Here is a 20,559-nt window from a genome sequence, read left to right as displayed (position 1 = left end):
GGAAGTCCTCGCGCAACAGGACCTCGACCCGCCGACGTCTCTTCCGCAGGAATCCTCCCCTGGCCGTCGCTGTGGAACCGCCTTCTCTATCAGCCCATCCGGCCTTGAAACACTCCTGCGACTCTCCGTGGACACGCTCCTCCGGCGCCGGTCTTCGAGTTACCGGATAAACCCCTCAGGCAGTAACATCATGATCATGCCGTTCTCAAGGACCGAAGCTCCGGGGGAGCTGAGGAAGCTGGAACAGCTCTGCAACTCGGCGCGCCTCCTCTACACCGAGGACGCGTTGATCACGACCACCAGTGCCACGGCGTGGTTGCGCGCCAACGGCGTAGAGGTCGACGACCTCAGTCGCAAGGAACACGAACTTCTGCTCAAACTGCGCGAGACGGTGCGGAATCACCTCGCCGGACAGGAACGAGCGTCCGAACTGAACAAACTCGCCAAGATCCTGCTCGCATCGCCACGGTGGTCGGAGAACGGGGAGCCCGTTCTGCCCCCCAAGAGGACCGCACCGTTCGACACCTATCTCGGCGAGTGTCTCGCGCTGGTCTTCACCAGTGGTCTCACGGGAGAGCTCGACAGGCTCAAAGTCTGCCGCAACCAGGACTGCCGCTGGGTTTTCTACGACCGTTCCCCCGCGCAGAACAGCGTCTGGTGCAGTATGGATCTCTGCGGCGCACGGCAAAAGATGCGCACATACCGTTCACGCCATGCGCGTTGACCGTGAACACTCCGACCCGACACGGGAACGAGCAGCGTCAGGACAGCGCGGGGGCGACCGCCGTGGCCGCGACAATCGCCTCGGAGAACTCCGAGCACACCAGCAAATCGCGATCGAGTTCGGTGATCCGTAGCAGCCGCGACACGGAAGAGGGGCACACGAGGGCCCAATTCACGTGAAGCCGTTCCGCGAGAACGGAGGTGTGCACCAGCACCGAGAGACCCGCCGCCCCGAAGAAAGTGGCTCCGCTCAGGTCGAGGACAAAGGCACATGCTTCGGGAAGCCGTTCGTCGACACGCTGCTGCAGCGCCGGTGCTCCGAGAATGTCGATCTCGCCGGCGACCTTGACGACAACCAACCCGATGGCGGGCTTGTCAACTCGTATGTCGAGGGCATCCTGTGTGCAAGCCATTCGGTCGCCACCTTCCGTCCGCACGGTTCTCCCCGCTACGGCTGGGTCACAACCACTGCTCCAGACAGTACGCCCGTCGGATTTGATATCGCAAGCACAACGTTTTCGAACACAGTCAGTAACTGTGCTCGACAAAACACCCGGAACGGAATAAAAGAGGGACCCTCATGCGGTCGGTCGTTCTAGCCCGGCGGTGCGACACACCACCCGCCTCCGGAGCCCACACCCAAGACCGCACGAACGGGTGGCAAGGCTGCGGCTCCACCTGGGAAGGACGTCACTCACCGCGAAGATCGACACCGCTTCGACCCATCGTTTCCGTTGTCAATACCCCTCGCCCGACCAGCCGCTACGGGGGTGTGGCCCCGTAATGGCCGGGGTAGCCACGGTCCCGTGACCCCTGACGAGCAATCCCGCGTAGAGAAGCGCAAGCAAGCAGGAGGCTCAGCAGGTTACGAGGATCTGTCTCCCCTGTTCAACGCACTGGCCGCTCTCGACCCGGACGACCCCCGGCGTAAGACCCTGCGTGAGGAGATCATTACCCGCTGCCTCCCGCTTGCCGAGCACATCGCCCGACGTTTCGTCGGCCGCGGTGAGCCACGCGACGACCTCGTGCAGGTCGCCAGACTGGGATTGCTCAACGCCATAGACCGGTTCGACGCCTCGCGCGGAACCGAGTTCGTCGCCTTCGCCGTACCCACGATCATGGGCGAAGTCCGTCGTCACTTCCGCGACTCCAGTTGGGCCGTGCGAGTGCCCCGTCGTTTGAAGGAACTACATCTGTCGTTGAGCCAGGCCAGCAGCAAACTCGCCCAGCGCCTCGGCAGAGCGCCGACGCCGAGCGAGCTGGCCGCCGAACTCGGCCTCACCCCCGAGGACGTATGGGACGGGTTGCTCGCGGGCAACGCCTACCAGTCGGTCTCGATGGACGCCGCCTACAACGACGAAGGCACGCTGCCACTGGCCGACACCGTCGGCCACGACGACGTGGAGCTGGAGCACGTCGAGTACCACGAATCATTACAACCACTGCTGGCGAGCCTGCCCGAACGGGAACGGCGAGTACTGATCCTGCGGTTCTTCGGCAACATGACGCAGACCCAGATCGCCGAACGCGTGGGCATCTCTCAGATGCACGTGTCCCGGTTGCTCGCTCGGACGCTGGAGTTCCTGCGCAGCCGGCTCACCGAATGAGACACCGTCCGCTGTCCGAGGCCGTTCCGACGGGTGGGCACCGAGCCGAATCGTTTGACGTCACCACCACCGTGGTAAGCCGCTGCCGACGTTGCACGCGCCGGAGATGCGCGACGATTCGGACGGGACGGCATGGAAACCGAGATCACGCTCATCGTGGACGGTCGGCACCACGACATATCCGTCGACACCCGCGTCACGTTGCTCGATGCGATGCGCGACAGACTGGGGATCACCTCCGCCAAGAAGGGATGCGACCACGGTCAATGCGGGTCGTGCACTGTGCTGCAGAACGGGCGCAGGGTCACGACGTGCCTGACTTTCGCCGTCGCGGCCGACGGTTCCACCATCACCACCAGTCAGGGGCTGCTGGACGACGATGATCCTCATCCGCTGCACCGCGCGTTTCTCGACCACGACGGATTCCAGTGCGGTTACTGCACACCCAGCCAGATCTGTTCCGCGGCCGGTCTGTTGGACGAGGCCGCGTCGGGTTGGCCGAGCGCGGTGACACCCCCCAACTCGGTCGAGCCCGTGCTCGACGCCGAGGAGATCCGGGAACGCATCAGCGGGAACCTGTGCCGCTGCGGGGCGTACCAGGGCATCGTGGCGGCCGTGGAATCGGTCGCGGAGGCCAGAGGACTGGTCCGAACACGAGAGCAGCGGGGCGCGACATCATGATTCCGTTCGACTACTCCAAGGCCACCGACGCCGAAACCGCCGTGAGCACGGTGACGGGTAACGGCAGGGCCGCCTATCTCGCGGGCGGGACCAACCTCGTGGACCACATGAAGTTGGGGATCGCCACGCCGGAGACGCTCGTCGACATCACCGGGTTGCCGCTCGGCGCCGTGGAGGAACTGCCCGACGGCGGTGTACGCATCGGCGCGGGTGCCCGCAACAGCGACGTCGCCGCTCACCATCTGGTGCGTAGCCGCTACCCGATGCTGTCGCAGGCGTTGCTGCAGGGCGCCTCGGGGCAGTTGCGCAATCTCGCCACGGTGGGTGGCAACCTGTTGCAACGCACACGCTGTGTCTACTTCCAGGACGTCACCACACCCTGCAACAAGCGTTCGCCCGGCGAAGGGTGTTCGGCCCTCGACGGCTACACGCGTTACCACGCGGTGCTCGGCGCGTCCTCCCACTGTGTCGCGGTGCACCCGTCCGACATGGCCGTGGCGTTGGCCGCGCTGGACGCCGTGGTCCGTGTCCGCACCGCAGACGGTGAGCGAACGGTGCCCGCGGCCGAGTTGCACCGGCTCCCCGGCGAACACCCCGAGCGGGACACCGTGCTCGAACACGGCGAACTCATCACCGCCGTGGATCTTCCCCCGTTGCCGTTCGCCACCCGGTCGCACTACCGCAAAGCCCGGGACCGGGCGTCCTACGCGTTCGCGTTGGTGTCCGTGGCCGCAGCTCTCGATGTGACCGACGGGGTGGTGCGGGACGTGCGGATCGCGTTCGGCGGGCTGGCACACAAACCCTGGCGGGCGACGTCGGCCGAGCGCACGCTGCGTGAGGCGGAGGCGACGCCGGAGAAATTCGAGGAGGCGGCCGACGCGGAGCTCGCCGATGCGCAGCCATTGCGGGACAACGCGTTCAAGGTTCCGATGGCACGCGCGATGCTCGTCGCCGCTCTCCGGGACCTGGCGGAGGAGATGGAGGGGGACACCCCGTGAGCCAGTCGCTACGTGCCCGCGCACTCGGAGCCGACCACGAGCGCGTGGACGGATGGGCGAAGGTCACCGGAACCGCGCCGTACGCCTACGAGCAACCGGTATCCCAACCCTCGTATCTGCATCCCGTGCAGTCCACCGTCGCACGTGGCCGCGTGACGGAGATCGATGCGAGAGCCGCCACCGCGCTCGACGGAGTGCTGACCGTGTTGACGCCGTTCAACGCGCCACGGCTACGCCGTGGATACGACGCCGAGCTGGAGGTGTTGCAGTCCGACGAGGTGTGGTTCCGAGGACAGTTCGTGGCGGCCGTCGTCGCCGAAACCCCCGAGGTCGCCCGGCAGGCCGCCAGCCTCGTACGAGTGCATTACAAGACAAGCCCACACGACGTGGCCCTGTCCGCCAACCGCGACGATCTCTACAAACCCGAATCGGTGAACCCGAGTTATCCCACCGACTCTCTCACCGGGGACCCGGACACCGCGTTCGAGGGCGCGGCCAGAGCGGTGGAGGCCACCTACACCACGGCGATGACCCACAACAACCCCATGGAACCGCACACCACGGTGGCGGTGTGGCACGGCGACACCGACGAACCCACACTCACGCTGTACGACTCGACCCAGGGCGTGCACACGATGGGCGAGGCCGTGGCCGCGATGTTCGACCTCGACCCCGGTCGCGTGCGCGTGGTATCGCCGTACGTCGGCGGTGGCTTCGGATCCAAGGGCACACCTCACGCGCACGTGATCCTCGCGGTACTCGCGGCACAGCGTCTCAAGGGACGTCCCGTCAAGTTCGCCGTCACCCGGCAGCAGATGTTCTCGTTCGTCGGCTACCGCACGCCCACCATCCAACGCATACGGCTGTCGGCCGGCGTCGACGGCACTCTCACCGGCATCAGCAACGACATCGTCGAACTCACCGCACGGTACAAGGAGTTCGCCGAGCAGACCGGAATGCCGACACGCACCATGTACGCCGCACAGAACCGGCGCACGACTCATCGTCTGGCAGCACTCGACGTGGCCGTACCTTCTTGGATGCGCGCTCCCGGCGAATGCCCTGGCATGTTCGCGCCCGAGGTGGCGATGGACGAGCTCGCCGAGGCGTGCGGTGTGGACCCGATCGAGTTGCGTATCCGGAATGAGCCCGAGTCCGACCCCGACACCGGCAAGCCGTACTCGAGCCGGAACTTCGTGGCCTGTCTGCGCGACGGTGCGCAACGGTTCGGCTGGCACGCACGGCCGCCGCTGGCACGGTCGAGGAGGGACGGTGACTGGTGGGTGGGCACCGGGGTCGCCGGCTCCACCTACCCGGTGTTGCGGAAGCCCGGCGCTTCGGCGGCGTCGGTGAGCTATCACGGCGACGGCCGCTACGAGGTGTCGATCGGTGCGGCCGACTTGGGCACCGGCGCCTGGACGGTGTTGACGCAGATCGCGGCCGACGCACTCGATGTCTCCTTTTCGGACATCGGCATGCGCATCGGCGACACCGACCTGCCGATGGCCACCGTGGCCGGTGGCTCGTCGGGCACCACCAACTGGGGGTCGGCGATCGTGGAGACTGCACACCGGTTCCGCGAGAAGTACGGCGACGATCCGGACGTCGGAGACGAGTACACCGCCGCCGCGAGCGACGACGGGCACGCCGACCGTTTCGCCATGCACGCCTACGGCGCCCAGTTCGCCGAGGTTCGGGTCAACATGGACACCGGAGAGATCCGTGTGCCCCGACTGCTCGGTGTGTTCGCCGTCGGGCGCGTGCTCAACCCGCGCACGGCACGGTCACAACTCGTCGGGGGCATGACGATGGGCCTGTCGATGGCCCTGCACGAGACGAGTGTCCTCGACGAGCGTCTCGGCTTCGTCGTCAACCACGATCTGGCCGAGTACCACATCCCGACGTGCGCGGACGTGCCCTCGGTGGAGGCGCACTGGATCACCGAGGACGACCCGTACGTCAATCCCATGGGCAGTAAGGGAATCGGCGAGATCGGCATCGTCGGCACGGCGGCCGCCATCGCCAACGCGGTCTATCACGCCACCGGTGTGCGTGTGCGCGATGTGCCGATCAAAAACGATGCCGTACTGCTGACGCCCCTTGGTGAGGAGTGATCGTGAATCAACCACAGCAGAGCCAGCGACCTCCCGGGGAAACCGGGCGTATGCAACCACAGCCGCGCGACGAGATGCGAGACTACGTCGGACGTGACCTGCTCCTCGACCGCAAGGCACTCATCACGGGTGGCGACTCCGGTATCGGGCGTGCCGTCGCCGTCGCGTTCGCCAAGGAGGGCGCCGACGTCGCCATCGCCTACCTCACCGAACACGACGACGCCGAGCACACCGCTGAACTCGTACGGAAGCAGGGTCGCCGGTGCCTGCTGTTGCCCGGGGACCTGGCCGGCAAAGAGCAGTGCGAACGAGTCGTCGCCGACACGGTCCGCGAGTTCGGCGGTCTCGACCTGCTCGTGAACAACGTGGCCACACAGCTGGAACTCGACTCGTTCGACGACCTCACCGACGAACAGTGGACCCACACGTTCGACGTGAACATCCACTCCTACTTCCGGGTCACGGCGGCGGCGCTGCCACACCTGCCCGAAGGCGGCGCGATCATCAACAGTGGCTCGGTGAACGGCCTACGGGGCAACAAGAAACTCATCGACTACACAGCCACCAAGGGCGCCGTGCATTCGTGGACGTTCGCGATGGCGCAGTCCCTGGTACCCCGGGGCATCCGGGTCAACTGTGTCGCTCCTGGACCCGTGTGGACTCCGCTCATCCCGGCGACGATGCCCGAGGAACACGTCGCGACGTTCGGGCAACAGGCACCCATGGGCCGCGCCGCCCATCCCGACGAACTCGCACCGTCCTACGTCTTCCTCGCCGCGAACCAGCTGTCGTCCTACTACACCGGCGAGGTCCTGGCCGCGCTCGGCGGAGAGACCACGCCGGGCTGAAAACCGCAGGCCACACGCGTTCTTTAGAAGAAGAAACACCACGTAAAGGAGGTCGGCATGGACTCCAGGGACGAGGAACTGTGGGAGGAATTCCACCGGGTCGTCAACATGACGTCGCGAGAGCTGTCCGAATGGTTGCGGACGCAGTCGGCCACACCGGAGGACGAGGAGTACCCCGACCAGGCCGGATCCCATCTCGGGCAGCGGGTGCTGGAGATCCTCGGCAAACGCAAGACCGACCTCGGCGACGACGACTTCAACGTGATGCGGCGCGTCATCGACCGTGTGTACGGCCAACGGCGCGACGATCTGGAATCCACCGCGGGCGAGGCCCACTGGCGGCATCGCCTCATGTCCATCGGGCACGACCCGCTCAAACCCGCGACGTGACGGTGTACCGGCGTGGCCGGACTGCGTGAACTCGCCCACGGTCTGACGAACGCCGGACGACACACCGAACGAAGCAGCACGACGTACGGAACGACGGTGGGGCTCTGCCTTGCCCGACATCCTGCCCAATGTCCACATCCAGCTGATCACCTGTCAGCTGTACAGGTGTTCCGCCCTGCTGGGTAGCCATTCGACCGCTAGCGTGAAAGGCATGATCGGGTTGCCCGAAGCAGTGACCGCCTGCCTTTTCGACCTCGACGGCGTGCTCACCAGCACCGCCGATGTCCATCGGCGCGCCTGGAAGCACACCTTCGACGAACTCCTGAGCCGGCGTGCCCCGGACTCACCCCCGTTCACCGAACGGGACTACGCCACCTACGTCGACGGCCGATCCCGACTCGACGGCGTACGTGCCTTCCTTTCCTCACGAGGAATCAAACTGCCGGAGGGCGGCGAGCACGACGACGTCGACGCCGAGACCGTGCACGGGGTCGGTAATCGGAAGAACCAACTCCTGCTGCGCGTGCTCACCGAGGAAGGCGTGGAGCCCTACCCCGGCTCTGTGCGTTATCTCGACGCCGTCCGTGACCGTGGACTCGCCATCGGTGTCGTCACGTCGTCGGCCAATGGAGAACGTGTACTGAAGGCGGCGAATCTGTCCGGCTACGTGCAGGCCCGCGTCGACGGCATCGTCATCGAACGCAAGGGACTGCGGGGCAAACCCGCCCCGGACTCGTTCCTCGCGTGTGCGGCCGAACTGGGCGTGAGCCCGTCCACCACGGCCGTGTTCGAGGACGCCCAGGCCGGAGTTCGGGCCGGACGGGACGGTGGCTTCGGGTACGTGATCGGTGTCAACCGGGCCGACCCGGACGGACACGCCGACCAGGAGAGGGCGCTGCGGGAGCAGGGAGCCGACATCGTCGTCAACGATCTCGCCGACTTGTTGGAGGCACAGACGTGACCGGCAGTGTGTCCGGAACGGAAAGGGGCTACGCGGGCTCGCCTTGGGAGGTGCGCTGGCAAGGCTTGGACATCGACCAGCTCCAACGCACCGAGTCGACGTTCGCGCTGTCCAACGGGCATATCGGTATGCGGGGAACATTGGAGGAGAGCGAACCGCGAGGCGTGCCCGGAACCTACCTCAACGGTTTCTACGAGGAACACGAACTGCCCTATGCCGAAAGCGCCTACGGCTACCCGGAGGCGGGTCAGACCATCGTCAACGTGACCGACGGCAAGATCATCCGGCTGCTGGTCGAGGACGAACCTCTCGACATGCGCTACGGCTACGCCACGAGCCACTTCCGGGTCCTCGACTTCCGCTCCGGCACCCTGCGGCGAGAGACCGAGTGGACCTCACCCACGGGCCGTCGCGTACGGGTCCGCACCGAACGACTGGTGTCGTTCACCCAACGAGCTGTGGCCGCCATCCGCTACGAGGTCGAACCGCTCGACGACGGGATTCAACTCGTCGCACAGTCGGACCTCCTGGCCAACGAGCCCATCGAACCGGACACCGGTGATCCTCGTGTGGCGGCCGCCTTGGAGGCGCCCCTGCTCAACGAATACGCCAAGGCCGAGGGCTACCGCGCCGTCCTCGTCCACCGCACCAAACGTTCCGGACTTCGGATGGCCGCGGCCATGGAACACCAGATCGGCACCGGCGACAACCTGCACACCGACATCGAGAACCTACACACCGAGATCTCGGTGGAGGAGGATCTCGCCCGGCTGACCATCGCGTTGGACGTGCCGTTAGGGGAGAAACTGCAACTGACCAAGTTCCTCGCCTACGGGTGGTCGGCCCAGCGGTCGATCCCCGCGTTGCGTTCCCAGGTGGACGCGGCGTTGGCGGGTGCGTTGCAGACGGGCTGGGACGGCCTGCTCGCCGAGCAACGACAGTTCCTCGATCAGTTCTGGGCCAGCGCCGACATCGAGATCGACGGTGATCCCGAACTACAGCAAGCCGTCCGGTTCGCTCTGTTCCACGTCCTGCAGGCCGGGGCCCGTGGCGAGAGCCGGGCCATCCCGGGCAAAGGGCTCACCGGACCCGGCTACGACGGCCACGCCTTCTGGGACACCGAGACGTTCGTGCTGCAGCTGCTCACCTACACGCTGCCCGACGCCGCCAGGGACGCCCTCCGCTGGAGACACACCACTTTGGACAAGGCGAAGGAGCGGGCACAACAACTCGGGCTGCGAGGCGCCGCGTTCCCATGGCGTTCCATCAACGGCGCCGAATGCTCCGCGTACTGGCCGGCGGGCACGGCGGCTTTCCACGTCAACGCCGACATCGCCGACGCCATCATCCGCTATGTGGGTGCCACGCACGACATCGAATTCGAACGGGAGTGTGGAACCGAGCTGCTCACCGAGACGGCACGGCTGTGGGCCTCGCTCGGCCACCACGATCCACACGGCGGGTTCCGCATCGACGGTGTCACCGGGCCCGACGAGTACAGCGCCGTGGTGGACAACAACATCTACACCAACCTGATGGCACAGCGGAACCTCCGTGCTGCCGCCGATTCGTGCGAACGGCATCCCGATATCGCCGAAGCGCTCGGAGTCGACCACATCGAGGTCGCCGGCTGGCGGGAAGCCGCGCGAAAGATGCGAGTGCCCTACGACGAGCTGCTGAGGGTGCATCCGCAGTTCGAGCGCTTCACCGAACACGCCGCATGGGACTTCGAGAACACGCCCCCGGACCACTACCCGTTGCTGCTCAACTATCCGTACTTCGACATCTACCGAAAACAGGTCATCAAGCAGGCGGACCTCGTGCTCGCCATGCACCTGCGCGGTGATGTCTTCTCGTTGGAACAGAAACGACGCAACTTCGCCTACTACGAGGCGTTGACGGTGCGCGACTCGTCGCTGTCCGCCACGACACAGGCGGTGTTGGCGGCCGAATGCGGGCACCTGGAGCTGGCGTACGACTACTTCGCCGAGACGGCGCTCACCGACCTGCGCGATCTCCATAACAACGTCCGAAACGGACTGCACATGGCCGCGTCGGCGGGAGCGTGGATCGCGATCGTGGCCGGCTTCGGGGGAATGCGCGACCACTCGGGCGAGTTGAGCTTCCGACCACAGCTGCCGCCGATTCCGCGACGTATCGCGTTTCGCATGTGCTTCCGCGGCTCACAGTTCTGTGTGGAGATCGAGCGCGATTCCGCCGTCTACCGGCTCGTGCGCGGCAAGCCGCTGACGGTCACACACTACGGTCGTGAGGTGACAGTGACCGAGGAACCCACCATCATGCCGATTCCACCGCCCGAAAAGCTCGAACGTCCGTCTCAGCCGGCCGGCCGCGCTCCGATACGACGGCGAACTCCCGAGCCCCTCCAGCAGGAACCCTGGGTCGCTCCCCCGGCCACCTCGGTGTCGTATCGCCGGTAGCGTGGTGTCCTCAGTCCGGCGGTTCGATGGTGCCCGCATCCGGCGTGACATCGTCGTCAGGGCGTATCTCGTCCCGGTTCGGTGGCTCGGGCACATCGCGAGTCGGTAGGCGCCCGAGACCCGACCGTTTCTTCGGACGATCCGCTTCCGTGTCCGAGTGGTCCTGCGGCTCGGGTTCGGACGGACGGTCCGAACCGTGGTCGTCACGGCACATCGTGATCGCTCTCCTTCTCAACTCGCCGGCGTCAAGCGGCCGTCGCCTCCCGGTCGGGTCGTTCCCGTAGCTCGTCGGGCTCCTGCAGCAACGACAGCAGCAATCCGTGGGTGGTGGACCAGGGGCAGATCACCGCGGGACCGTCGAACACTGTCAGCAGGGCCTCGGCGACGACGGCCCCGGCCAACGCCTGTCGGGCACGCGGCCGGGAGATGCCGGGCAGCTCGGCACGACGCGACGCGGGCAGCTGCGCCAGCCTGGGAATCCAGCGCCGGACGTCCTCGACATGCAGCTCCCTGGTCTTGCGGGACCCCTTGCGGCGACGTCCGGCCAGGACGGCGAGCTGGCGCAGCATCTTCGAACACCCCACCGTCCGAAAGCCCTTCAGCCGCTCCTCGTCCGGCCCCAAGGCCGTTCGGATCTGTTCGATCGCGTGGGTGCGCAGCGTCGCGATGGCGTGCTCGGAGGGACGGTCGGTGTCGAGCCGCCACGTCCGCATCACCTCACGGGCACCCAACGGCAACGACCGGGCGAAGTCGGCGTGAATTCCGTGCCCGGCGGCCAGTTCCAGCGTTCCCCCTCCGATGTCGAGAACGGACAGTGGGCCCACTCCCACACCGAACCAGGAACGCACCGCCCGGTAGGATAGGCGGGCTTCTTCCGCCCCGCTGAGGAATTGCAGCCTCCGTCCCGTATGGGACTCGACGTGGTCGACGACCTCGGCACTGTTGCGGGCGTCGCGAATCGACGAGGTGGCCAAACAGAAAATGTCGTGGATACCGTGCTGCCGCGCGATCTCGTCAGCCGTGCGTACGGCGGAAACGACGGAGTCCACGCCCTCGTCCCGCAAACGCCCCGTAGCGTCGAGAGCCCGGTCCAGACGAAGCCGCGTTTTATGGCTCAACACCGGCTCCAGAATCGAACCGTCGCGGTCCACCGCCAGCAGTCGCGCACTGAAACATCCCACGTCGAGCACAGCTACCGTGCCCCTCGTCGTCACAGTTTTTTCACCTCTCATGCCACGGCCGAAACTCCGGAATTCCCACCGAAAGCAATAGATAACAACTGTATAACTCAAGAGGTGAATTCCCGCAGCCCACGCAGCCGTGTCCGCAGCCCACGCAGCCGTGTCCGCGCGCTTTCAGCGCGCGGACACGGTGCCGATCAGTCGTGTTGCCGACTCACCCAGTCGCGGACGACCTCTTCCAGGACGTTCATCGGCAGGGCGCCACCGCCGAGCACGAGGTCGTGGAACGCCCTGATGTCAAACCGCTCCCCCAGCGCGCTTTCGGCTTCAGCCCGCAGCCGCTGGATCTCCAACCGGCCGACCATGTACGACAGCGCTTGTCCCGGGTAGGCGATGTAGCGGTCCACCTCCGCCACGACCTCCACCATCGCCGCGGGAGTGTTGCGCTGCAGGAAGTCGATGGCCTGCTGTCTGCTCCACCCCTTGGCGTGCAGTCCGGTGTCGACCACCAGCCGCCCGGCCCGCATCGAGTCCATGCTGAGCATCCCCAGTAGAGCGATGTCGTCGGAGTACAGACCCATCTCCTGGGCGAGCCGCTCGGTGTAGAGGCCCCAGCCCTCGGAGTAGGCGTTCACGTCGCTGATCCGCCGCAACAGGGGGAGCTCGGTGAGGTTCAACGCGGTGCTGAGTTGGAGGTGGTGTCCGGGGATGACCTCGTGGAACGCGGTCACTTCGGCGGTGTGCCGGAACCGTTCCGTGGCTTTGTAGGTGTTGGCGAAGTAGGTGCCGGGGCGGGATCCGTCTGCGGCGGGTTGCAGGTAGTACGCCGCTGCCGCACCCGGTGCCTCCGCGGCGGGGACGGGCTCGACCACCCAGGGCTGTGGTGGGATGCGGCCGAACCACTTCGGCGCTTCGCCTTCGGCGCGAGTGATGGCGGCCCGCGCGGTGGTCAGCAGCTCGTCGGCGTCGTTCCACCGCAACGCCGGATCGGTACGTAGACGCGAGAAGATCTCCTCGAGGTCGGTGGTGCCGAATACGCGATTTCCGATCTCCGCGTACTCCTCAGCGAGCCGCGCAATGCAGTCGAGTCCGGTGATGTGCAGCTCCTCGGCGCCACGATCGGTGGTGGTGTGCACCCGCACCAGAGCCGAGTAGATCTCCTCTCCTTCGGGGAGATGGCACAGGCCGGGTCGGTCCTCGGGCCTGCCGTGGGTCAGCAGCTCATCGCGGAGCACGTCCCGGTAGGCCGCGAACGCGGGCCGTACGACGTCGGCGAGCACCCTTTCCCGTCGGGAGGCGAAGTCCTCGTCTCCCGCGGGCGGGGATTGCCGCAGCAGTGGGTCGTTGGCGGGGTCGGCGAGGTAGCGGTCGAGGTGGTCTATCGCGGCTTGCACCAGGTGCGCGACAGGCGTGCGCCCGGCGGCCACGCCCGCGCGGTGGCGTTCCGCCACCTGCTGCAGATACGCGGGGATGGCGGCGAGCCGGTCGAGGTGCGCCCTGCCCTCTTCGGGCGTGTTGATCCCCACCATGGGCAACAGGGTGAGCAGGCTCGACGCCGGTGCCACGAAGAAGTCCGAGATCGTGAACTCCGTCATCCGTGTGTCGATCTGCTCGATCAGGGATCGGGCCTGGCTGATGAGCACGTCGCGCGTGACACGGTCTTGGGCGTCGAGCCCCGCCGGGTCGATGGTCTGAGCCTGTTCGAGGACACGCTGCAGTGCGGCTCGGTGCCGCTGCTCGGCCGCCTCGCTGACGTCGCCGAGCCCGGGGCGGGTCGGATCCACACCGAGAAGGACGGGCTGTAGCGGCTCGATATCAAACAGCAGGTCCACGAACTCGTCGGCGAGCGTGGTCACGGTCGTCCTGGGCGTCGTCATGGGGCGCAGAGTACAGGCCGACTAGGCTGGTAAGTGTGGCCGTGACCGATCCTGTGGACGCACACCTGCTCGCCGTTCTCGCCGAGGCGGGCAAAATGGCCGTGCACGAGCTCGCGGCGAAGGTGGGGATGGACCCGCGCGACGTCGCCTACCGACTCGTCGGCCTGTCAGCGCAAGGGCTGCCCCTGCTCGTGGGGGTGGAAAGCGACCCGGCCGGTCTGCGCGCAGCACTCGCCGCCCCGAGCGCCGGTGTTGCCCCGCCTCCGTACGCTCAGCCTCCCGGGGGCAACCATGCCCACGGCGCTCCCGGTGGACCTCATGCGGTGCACGGCGCTCCCAGTGGCCCGTATCAGGTGCACGGCACACCCAGCGGGCCGCATGCGGTGCACGGCGCCCCGAGCGGCCCGTATCAGGTACACGGCACCCCCAGCGGTCCCCATCACGTACCCGGCCCTCCGAGTGGGCCGCACGCGGTACACGGCATCCCCAGTGGTGCCTACCCCGTACACGGCACCCCTTCGGGCCCGTATCCGGCAGCACCGCAGCACCCGACGGGTGGCATGGAGGCCCAGCCCGTCCCGCCCTACGCGCCGCACCAGCAGCCGCAAGCCCCACCGCCGGACCCCGCGATAAGCACATGGGGTGTTCCGCAGAGCGCGCTGTGGGCTCGGGGCGACCAACCTCCCGCCACCGACTTCGGCTCGAGCCCCGCACAGGCTCCGACGTCGGCGCGACAGGGCCGTCCCGGTGACACGCTGGAGACGGTCGGTCTGGAGGGCGAACAACTGGCGGTTCAGTTGTTGGAGGTACAGGACCCGGCCGACTACCTGTTCTCCGCCGCGGGCTACAGCCTGCAGGAGGGAGAGCGGGCGATCGTGGTGCACACCGAAATCGTCAACAAGGGTCCGATTCCGTTCGTGTCGCTGCCCGACAACTATCTGGAACTGCTCACCGCCGACGGCACCGCCATCACCAAGGCCCCGGTGTCGCTGACCTCCCGCCCACCGCACAAGATCGGTGTCCAACCCGGCGAGACCAGCGGCGGGCACACGGTGTACATCGTGGGCGACTCGGTGAAGGTCACCGCTGTGCGGTGGAGCCCTCGGCCGGAGCCCGACGAGCGCAGCCTCACCTGGATGCTCGACGACTAGCCGACGACCAGCCGACGACCAGTCACGTCACTGCCGGGATCGGCCATGCCTAGCCACACCGCGACGGCTGATTTCCGCCAGCGCAAGCGACATCGGTTCCGAAAACTCGGCATGTGATCTTTTCGGAACCTCCGGCACCGGCGGACGGTACGGACATGATCCTCGCGCTTTTGATCTTCTTGTTCCCGCTCGCGTACAGCCCTGGTCCCGGCAACGCGTTCTTCGCGGCGATCGGCGCGTCGAAGGGGGTCCGCGCCGCCGTGCCGTCCCTTGTGGGGTATCACGTCGCGACCCTCGTCGTGACCGCGGCGATCGGGCTCGGGATGGGAGTCACCGTCCTGGAGCACCCCTTGTTCGCGAAGGTGCTCAGCGTGGTCGGGAGCCTTTACGTGTCGTGGTTGGCGGTGACGTTTCTTCGCACCGGTCCATCGGAGGGCGACGCCGCAGTGGGTGCCGCGCCGTCCGGAAGACAACGGATCGGGTTCCGGGCCGGCGCACTCGTCCTGCTACTGAACCCCAAGGCTTACTACATCATCGCGGTGATGTTCACGCAGTTCCTCAGAGCCCCCGCCGACCCCGCCACAGTACTGGTGATCACCGTCGTGTTCACGCTGAACAATCTCATCGCCTTCCTCAGCTGGACACTCGGTAGCCGAGCACTCACCGTTCTGTTCCGGGGCGAACGCTCGAAGCGATGGCTGGACCGCTTGTTCGCCACCGCTTTGATCGGAGTCGCGGTCTGGATGGCACTGCCGCTGTTCAGCTGACCGGAGCCACCGCGGAAGGCGTTTTCCGATCAGGCGCTGCTCACGACTCCGCGCGCAGAGTCTCCAGCGCGGCCGCGAGGTCGGGCGGGTATTCACTGGTGAACTCCACCCAACGACCGTCGGCGGGGTGGGCGAACCCCAGCGTGCGGGCGTGCAACCACTGTCGAGTCAGTCCGAGTCGGCGAGCCAGTACGGGGTCGGCACCGTAGGTGAGGTCACCGACGCACGGATGCCGCATCGCGGAGAAGTGCACCCGGATCTGGTGGGTGCGCCCGGTCTCCAGCTGTACTTCCACTAGTGATGCCGCGCGGAACGCTTCGGCCACCTCGTAGTGTGTGACCGACGGCTTACCTCCCGACACGACGGCGAACTTGTAGTCGTGCCGGGGGTGTCGGTCGATGGGGGCGTCGATCGTGCCCCGAGTCGGGTCGGGGTGGCCTTGTACCAGCGCGTGGTAGCCCTTCGACACCGTGCGTTCCTTGAACGCCCGCTTCAGCACCGAGTACGCGTACTCGCTCTTGGCCACCACCATCACACCCGTGGTACCGGCGTCGAGTCGGTGCACCACACCCTGCCGTTCGGCGGCGCCCGATGTCGAGATGCGCAATCCGGCGGCGGCGAGGCCACCCACCACGGTCGGCCCGGTCCAGCCCGGGCTGGGGTGCACGGCGACGCCGACGGGTTTGTCGACCACCACGATGTCGTCGTCGTCGTGCAGGATCCGCAGCCCCTCCACGGGCTCGGCCGTCACCTCGACGGGGGCATCGGGTTCGGGCAACGTCACCTCGAGCAGGTCACCCGCCGTCAACCTGTCGGACTTGCTCGCGGCCCTGCCGCTGATCAGTACGTCACCGGACGCGGCCAGTTCCGCCACGACCGTGCGGGACAAACCCAGCAACTTCGCCAGCCCCACGTCGACGCGCATCCCGTCGAGTCCGTCCGGGACGGGCAACATGCGACTGCTCACGCTGAATCCTCCGGGTTTTCCTTCTCCTCTGCCGATTCGGTTTCCGGTTCGCTGTCGTTCTTCCTGTCGCGGCGGCTCGGGATCCTGGTTCCGTCGTAGTCTCTGCCCAACAGGGTCAGCACCACGATGAGTCCCGCTCCCACGGTGATCGCGGAGTCCGCGGCGTTGAACACCGGGAAGAACTCGCCGTTCGGCGCGAACACCGAGATGAAGTCCACCACGTGTCCTTGGAATGTGGCGGGGGCGCGGAAGATGCGGTCGGTGAGGTTGCCGAGCGCTCCGGCCAGCACGAGTCCGAGGCCGACCGCCCATCCCGCGGAGCGGAGTTTGCGCGCGAACCACACGATGCCGATGACGACGGCGATCGCCACGACGGTGAGTATCCAGGTGCCGCCGATGTCCATGCCGAACGCCGCGTACGGGTTGCGCAGCAGCTGCAGGTACACCGCTCCACCCAGGATGTGGACCGGTTCCTCGCCTTGCAGGGTCGCCGTGGCGACGACCTTGGTCACCACGTCCACGACGTAGGCGATCACCGCGACAAGGACGAGCAGGCCCACCCGTCGCCGTGGTGGTGTGGGGTCGGAGGTCTGCTCGGTGTCCGAGGGGTCAGGCTGTTGCTCGGTGTTCACCGGTTCATTGTCCATCTCCGTGTTTTTCGCCCGTGACGCAGCATCACCGTGGGCTTTCTCGTCGAGCCGAACACGTCGCTTCGCACCGGAAACGAGTGCGGGCAAAGCCCACACCGCTTCGTTTCAGCGTCTTCGTTCAGCGCGCGCCCCGGGACTCCCCGCCGGAACGTCTGAGTTCTGCGACATGCTCGGAACAACCCGGTGGAGCGTCGCGCACCTCGACGAGCTTGTCCCTGGACCGGTGTCCTTTCACGACGGCGAGATCACGGCTACGCACCGACAACGCCCCGGCCAGCACCCGGCACACCGCCTCGTTCGCCTTGCCGTCGACAGCCGGCGCGCGCACCGAGACCACGAGCGCTTCACCGAACGCACCGTCCCAGGTGCCGCCGACGGCGTCCCGTTTCGCACCCGGCTTCACCCTGATCGGGAACCGCAGTTCACTCATCGAGCCTTTCCGATCACTTTCACGGATATCGGGGGTACTCATACAGGACGCCGCCGACCCAGCAGGTCAGCCGCTTGTGGCGACGGAGACGGTGACCTTCGCACCGTCGCCGACGGTTCCCTCGAACCCGTCCGTGACGGTGTCGTAGCGCACCTCGGTGGCCAACGTCTCGGTCGCGAGGAACTTCTCGTGAGCCCGTACGGCGGTGACGACCTCCTCGGCGGCGTCGACGGTGAGGCTGATCCGGTCGGACACCTTCAGCCCGGCGTCACGGCGGGCTTGCTGCACTACTCGCACGAGATCGCGGACCATGCCTTCCCGCGCCAGCTCGGTCGTCACCTCCGTGTCCAGAAGCAACAGTCCCGAGCCGTTCGGCAGTTCCGAGGCCGCTTCCGCGTCCTTGGCGACCAGCCGCCGTTCGTACTCGCCCTCGCGCAGCTCGATCCCGGCCGCCACGACGGCGCCGTCGGCGGTCACAGACCAGTCTCCCGCCTTCACGGCCTTGATCACCTTTTGCACGTCGCGACCCAACCGCGGCCCCGCGGCACGCGCGTTGACCGCGACCTCGAACGTGCCGTAGGACGACACATCGGTGGTGAATTCCACCGCCTTCACGTTCACCTCGTCCCGGATGATGTCGGCGAACGGACGCAGGGCATCGACGTCCTCGGCGGCCACGAGCAGTTTCGCCAGCGGCAACCGCACACGCAGCTTGTTGGCCTTACGCAGCGACAACGCGGTCGAACACACCTGCCGCACGCGGTCCATCGCCGTCACCAGCGCCGGGTCGGCGGGCAATTCGTCCACCAACGGCCAATCGCACAGGTGCACCGAGCGTCCGCCCGTGAGACCACGCCACACGGCCTCGGTGGTCAACGGCAACAACGGCGCTGTCGTGCGACACACGACCTCCAGCACGGTGTGCAGTGTGTCGATCGCGTCGCGGTCGCCCTCCCAGAACCGGTCCCGCGAACGGCGCACGTACCAGTTGGTGAGTACTTCGAGGAAGTCCCGCACCGTGGAGCAGGCTCCGGCGATGTCGTAGTCGTCGAGAGCCCTGGCCACGTCTGTGACCAGCTCGTGCGTCTTGGCGAGCAGGTAACGGTCGAGCACGTGCTCGGAGTCGGTGCGCACCGTGCCCGAGGTGTTCTCGGCGTTGGCGTAGAGGGCGAGGAAGTAGTACGAGTTCCACAACGGCAGCACGGCCTGCCGTACCGCGTCGCGGATGCCCTTGTCGGTGACGACCAGGTTGCCGCCGCGCAGGATGGGGCTGGACATGAGGTACCACCGCATGGCATCGGAGCCGTCGCGGTCGAACACTTCACTGATGTCCGGGTAGTTACGCAGTGACTTCGACATCTTCTGCCCGTCGGAGCCGAGCACGATGCCGTGGGATACACACGTGCGGAACGCGGGCCGGTCGAACAACGCCGTCGCCAGCACGTGCAGCGTGTAGAACCAGCCCCGGGTCTGTCCGATGTACTCGACGATGAAGTCGCCGGGATAGTGGTGCTCGAACCATTCGGCGTTCTCGAAGGGGTAATGCACCTGCGCGAAGGGCATCGACCCGGAGTCGAACCACACGTCGAGCACATCCGAGACCCGGCGCATGGTGGACTTCCCGGTCGGGTCGTCCGGGTTGGGCCGGGTCAGGGCGTCGATGTGCGGACGGTGCAGGTCGGTCGGACGGACCCCGAAGTCGCGTTCCAGTTCGTCCAACGACCCGTACACGTCGATACGCGGATAGTTCGGGTCGTCGGAGACCCACACCGGGATGGGCGTTCCCCAGTAGCGGTTACGCGAGATCGACCAGTCCCGAGCGTTCTCCAACCACTTGCCGAACTGGCCGTCCTTGACGTGTTCCGGATACCAGGTGATCTGCTGGTTCAGCTCGACCATCCGGTCCTTGAACTTCGTCACCGCGACGAACCACGACGACACCGCGCGGTAGATCAACGGGTTACGGCAGCGCCAGCAATGCGGGTAGGCGTGCTCGTACGTCTCGTGGCGCAGCAGGATCGCACCCTGCCGGCCCGCCGAGCCCGTGCCGTTCTTGAGGTCCCGGATGATGTTGGCGTTGGCCTCGAAGACGTTCTGGCCTTCGTAGTCCGGCACCTGGGAGTCGAACCGCCCCTTCGAGTCCACCGGGGTGACCGGGGTGATGCCCGCGGCGTCGGTGACGGCCTTGTCTTCCTCACCGTAGGCGGGGGCGATGTGGACGATCCCCGTGCCGTCTTCGGTGGTCACGTAGTCGGCGGCCAGCACTCGGTGCGCGTTCTCGTGGCCCACGAAGTACGGGAACGGAGGCGCGTAGCGAGTGCCGAGCAGGTCGGTGCCCTTGTACCGCGCCACGACCTCGGGCTCCTCGCCGAGTTCCTTGGCGTAGGCGGAGACCCTCGCCTCGGCGAGCACGAACCGCTTACCGTCGTCCGCGCGCACCATCACGTAATCGACATCGGGGTGCACGGCCGTGGCGAGGTTCGACGGCACCGTCCACGGTGTGGTGGTCCAGATCAACAGGTACGCGCCGTTGAGTTCGGCGAGCGCGCCGTCGTTGCCCTCGACCCGGTAGCCGATCGTCACGGCCGGGTCCTGGCGATTGACATAGACGTCGTCGTCCATGCGCAGCTCGTGGTTGGACAACGGCGTCTCGTCCCGCCAGCAGTACGGCAACACCCGGTAGCCCTCGTACACCAGGCCCTTGTCGTACAGCTGCTTGAACGCCCAGATCACCGACTCCATGTAGGTGATGTCGAGCGTCTTGTAGTCGTTG

The 20,559-nt window shown here is 66.6% G+C and carries 19 protein-coding genes; 11 read left to right on the top strand and 8 right to left on the bottom strand.

Annotation, left to right across the window (positions count from 1 at the left end; all coding sequences use genetic code 11):
* Positions 1 to 196 precede the first annotated feature (196 nt).
* Positions 197 to 724: a CGNR zinc finger domain-containing protein gene (locus M7H19_RS14370; protein ID WP_298181553.1), complete on the top strand. Its 528-nt coding sequence runs from the start codon at positions 197 to 199 to the stop codon at positions 722 to 724.
* Positions 725 to 761: 37 nt separating this feature from the next.
* Here the strand turns inward: M7H19_RS14370 and M7H19_RS14365 are convergent, their stop codons facing one another.
* Positions 762 to 1,136, bottom strand: coding sequence for an STAS domain-containing protein (locus tag M7H19_RS14365; protein WP_298181550.1), 375 nt, complete (start codon positions 1,134 to 1,136; stop codon positions 762 to 764).
* A 393-nt stretch (positions 1,137 to 1,529) separates the two neighbouring features.
* On the opposite strand from M7H19_RS14365, the gene M7H19_RS14360 reads away from it, so the two are divergent.
* The 8 genes from M7H19_RS14360 (at position 1,530) to M7H19_RS14325 (ending at position 10,763) form a co-directional block, all read left to right on the top strand.
* Positions 1,530 to 2,330, top strand: coding sequence for a SigB/SigF/SigG family RNA polymerase sigma factor (locus M7H19_RS14360; RefSeq protein ID WP_298181547.1), 801 nt, complete (start codon positions 1,530 to 1,532; stop codon positions 2,328 to 2,330).
* 132 nt (positions 2,331 to 2,462) lie between these two features.
* On the top strand, positions 2,463 to 3,011 hold the full coding sequence (locus tag M7H19_RS14355; RefSeq protein ID WP_298181544.1) for a 2Fe-2S iron-sulfur cluster-binding protein: 549 nt from the start codon (positions 2,463 to 2,465) through the stop codon (positions 3,009 to 3,011).
* Positions 3,008 to 4,009: a xanthine dehydrogenase family protein subunit M gene (locus M7H19_RS14350; RefSeq protein ID WP_298181542.1), complete on the top strand. Its 1,002-nt coding sequence runs from the start codon at positions 3,008 to 3,010 to the stop codon at positions 4,007 to 4,009. Before M7H19_RS14355 ends, M7H19_RS14350 begins: the two co-directional genes overlap by 4 nt.
* Positions 4,006 to 6,123, top strand: a complete 2,118-nt coding sequence (locus tag M7H19_RS14345) for a xanthine dehydrogenase family protein molybdopterin-binding subunit (RefSeq protein ID WP_298181540.1) — start codon at positions 4,006 to 4,008, stop codon at positions 6,121 to 6,123. Before M7H19_RS14350 ends, M7H19_RS14345 begins: the two co-directional genes overlap by 4 nt.
* Positions 6,124 to 6,125: 2 nt before the next feature.
* Entirely contained in the window at positions 6,126 to 6,971 is an 846-nt protein-coding gene (locus M7H19_RS14340) for an SDR family oxidoreductase (RefSeq protein WP_298181537.1), read from the top strand.
* A gap of 57 nt (positions 6,972 to 7,028) precedes the next feature.
* Positions 7,029 to 7,361, top strand: coding sequence for a DUF3140 domain-containing protein (locus M7H19_RS14335; RefSeq protein WP_298181535.1), 333 nt, complete (start codon positions 7,029 to 7,031; stop codon positions 7,359 to 7,361).
* Positions 7,362 to 7,572: 211 nt separating this feature from the next.
* Positions 7,573 to 8,322 (top strand): beta-phosphoglucomutase family hydrolase, encoded by a 750-nt coding sequence (locus M7H19_RS14330; RefSeq protein ID WP_298181533.1) that lies wholly within the window; start codon positions 7,573 to 7,575, stop codon positions 8,320 to 8,322.
* On the top strand, positions 8,319 to 10,763 hold the full coding sequence (locus M7H19_RS14325) for a glycosyl hydrolase family 65 protein (RefSeq protein WP_298181530.1): 2,445 nt from the start codon (positions 8,319 to 8,321) through the stop codon (positions 10,761 to 10,763). The genes M7H19_RS14330 and M7H19_RS14325 overlap by 4 nt, the downstream gene beginning before the upstream one ends.
* 10 nt (positions 10,764 to 10,773) lie before the next feature.
* On the opposite strand, the gene M7H19_RS14320 is transcribed toward M7H19_RS14325, so the two are convergent.
* From M7H19_RS14320 to M7H19_RS14310, 3 genes are all read right to left on the bottom strand, one after another.
* Positions 10,774 to 10,977 (bottom strand): hypothetical protein, encoded by a 204-nt coding sequence (locus tag M7H19_RS14320; protein WP_298181527.1) that lies wholly within the window; start codon positions 10,975 to 10,977, stop codon positions 10,774 to 10,776.
* A gap of 31 nt (positions 10,978 to 11,008) precedes the next feature.
* Positions 11,009 to 11,977, bottom strand: a complete 969-nt coding sequence (locus M7H19_RS14315) for an exopolyphosphatase (RefSeq protein WP_298181524.1) — start codon at positions 11,975 to 11,977, stop codon at positions 11,009 to 11,011.
* Positions 11,978 to 12,141: 164 nt separating this feature from the next.
* On the bottom strand, positions 12,142 to 13,821 hold the full coding sequence (locus M7H19_RS14310) for a DUF885 domain-containing protein (RefSeq protein WP_298181521.1): 1,680 nt from the start codon (positions 13,819 to 13,821) through the stop codon (positions 12,142 to 12,144).
* Positions 13,822 to 13,856: 35 nt separating this feature from the next.
* On the opposite strand from M7H19_RS14310, the gene M7H19_RS14305 reads away from it, so the two are divergent.
* Both M7H19_RS14305 and M7H19_RS14300 read left to right on the top strand, forming a co-directional pair.
* Positions 13,857 to 14,972, top strand: a complete 1,116-nt coding sequence (locus M7H19_RS14305; protein ID WP_298181518.1) for an AsnC family protein — start codon at positions 13,857 to 13,859, stop codon at positions 14,970 to 14,972.
* Positions 14,973 to 15,127: 155 nt separating this feature from the next.
* On the top strand, positions 15,128 to 15,739 hold the full coding sequence (locus tag M7H19_RS14300) for a LysE family translocator (protein ID WP_298181516.1): 612 nt from the start codon (positions 15,128 to 15,130) through the stop codon (positions 15,737 to 15,739).
* A 40-nt stretch (positions 15,740 to 15,779) separates the two neighbouring features.
* Here the strand turns inward: M7H19_RS14300 and M7H19_RS14295 are convergent, their stop codons facing one another.
* From M7H19_RS14295 to ileS, 4 genes are all read right to left on the bottom strand, one after another.
* The gene (locus tag M7H19_RS14295; RefSeq protein WP_298181513.1) at positions 15,780 to 16,706 is read right to left on the bottom strand and encodes an RluA family pseudouridine synthase; all 927 of its coding nucleotides are present in this window, start codon (positions 16,704 to 16,706) and stop codon (positions 15,780 to 15,782) included.
* On the bottom strand, positions 16,703 to 17,338 hold the full coding sequence (gene lspA, locus M7H19_RS14290) for a signal peptidase II (RefSeq protein WP_298181511.1): 636 nt from the start codon (positions 17,336 to 17,338) through the stop codon (positions 16,703 to 16,705). The genes M7H19_RS14295 and lspA overlap by 4 nt, the downstream gene beginning before the upstream one ends.
* Positions 17,339 to 17,474: 136 nt before the next feature.
* A complete protein-coding gene (locus tag M7H19_RS14285) occupies positions 17,475 to 17,777 on the bottom strand; it encodes a DUF167 domain-containing protein (protein ID WP_298181569.1) in 303 nt (100 codons plus the stop codon).
* Positions 17,778 to 17,852: 75 nt separating this feature from the next.
* Positions 17,853 to 20,559 (bottom strand): isoleucine--tRNA ligase (gene ileS, locus M7H19_RS14280; protein ID WP_298181508.1); only part of this gene is annotated, 2,707 nt, incomplete at its 5' end.

The organism is Saccharomonospora sp. (assembly GCF_027317685.1).
Taxonomy (GTDB): Bacteria; Actinomycetota; Actinomycetes; order Mycobacteriales; family Pseudonocardiaceae; genus Saccharomonospora.
This window is presented reverse-complemented; position numbering and strand designations above follow the sequence as displayed.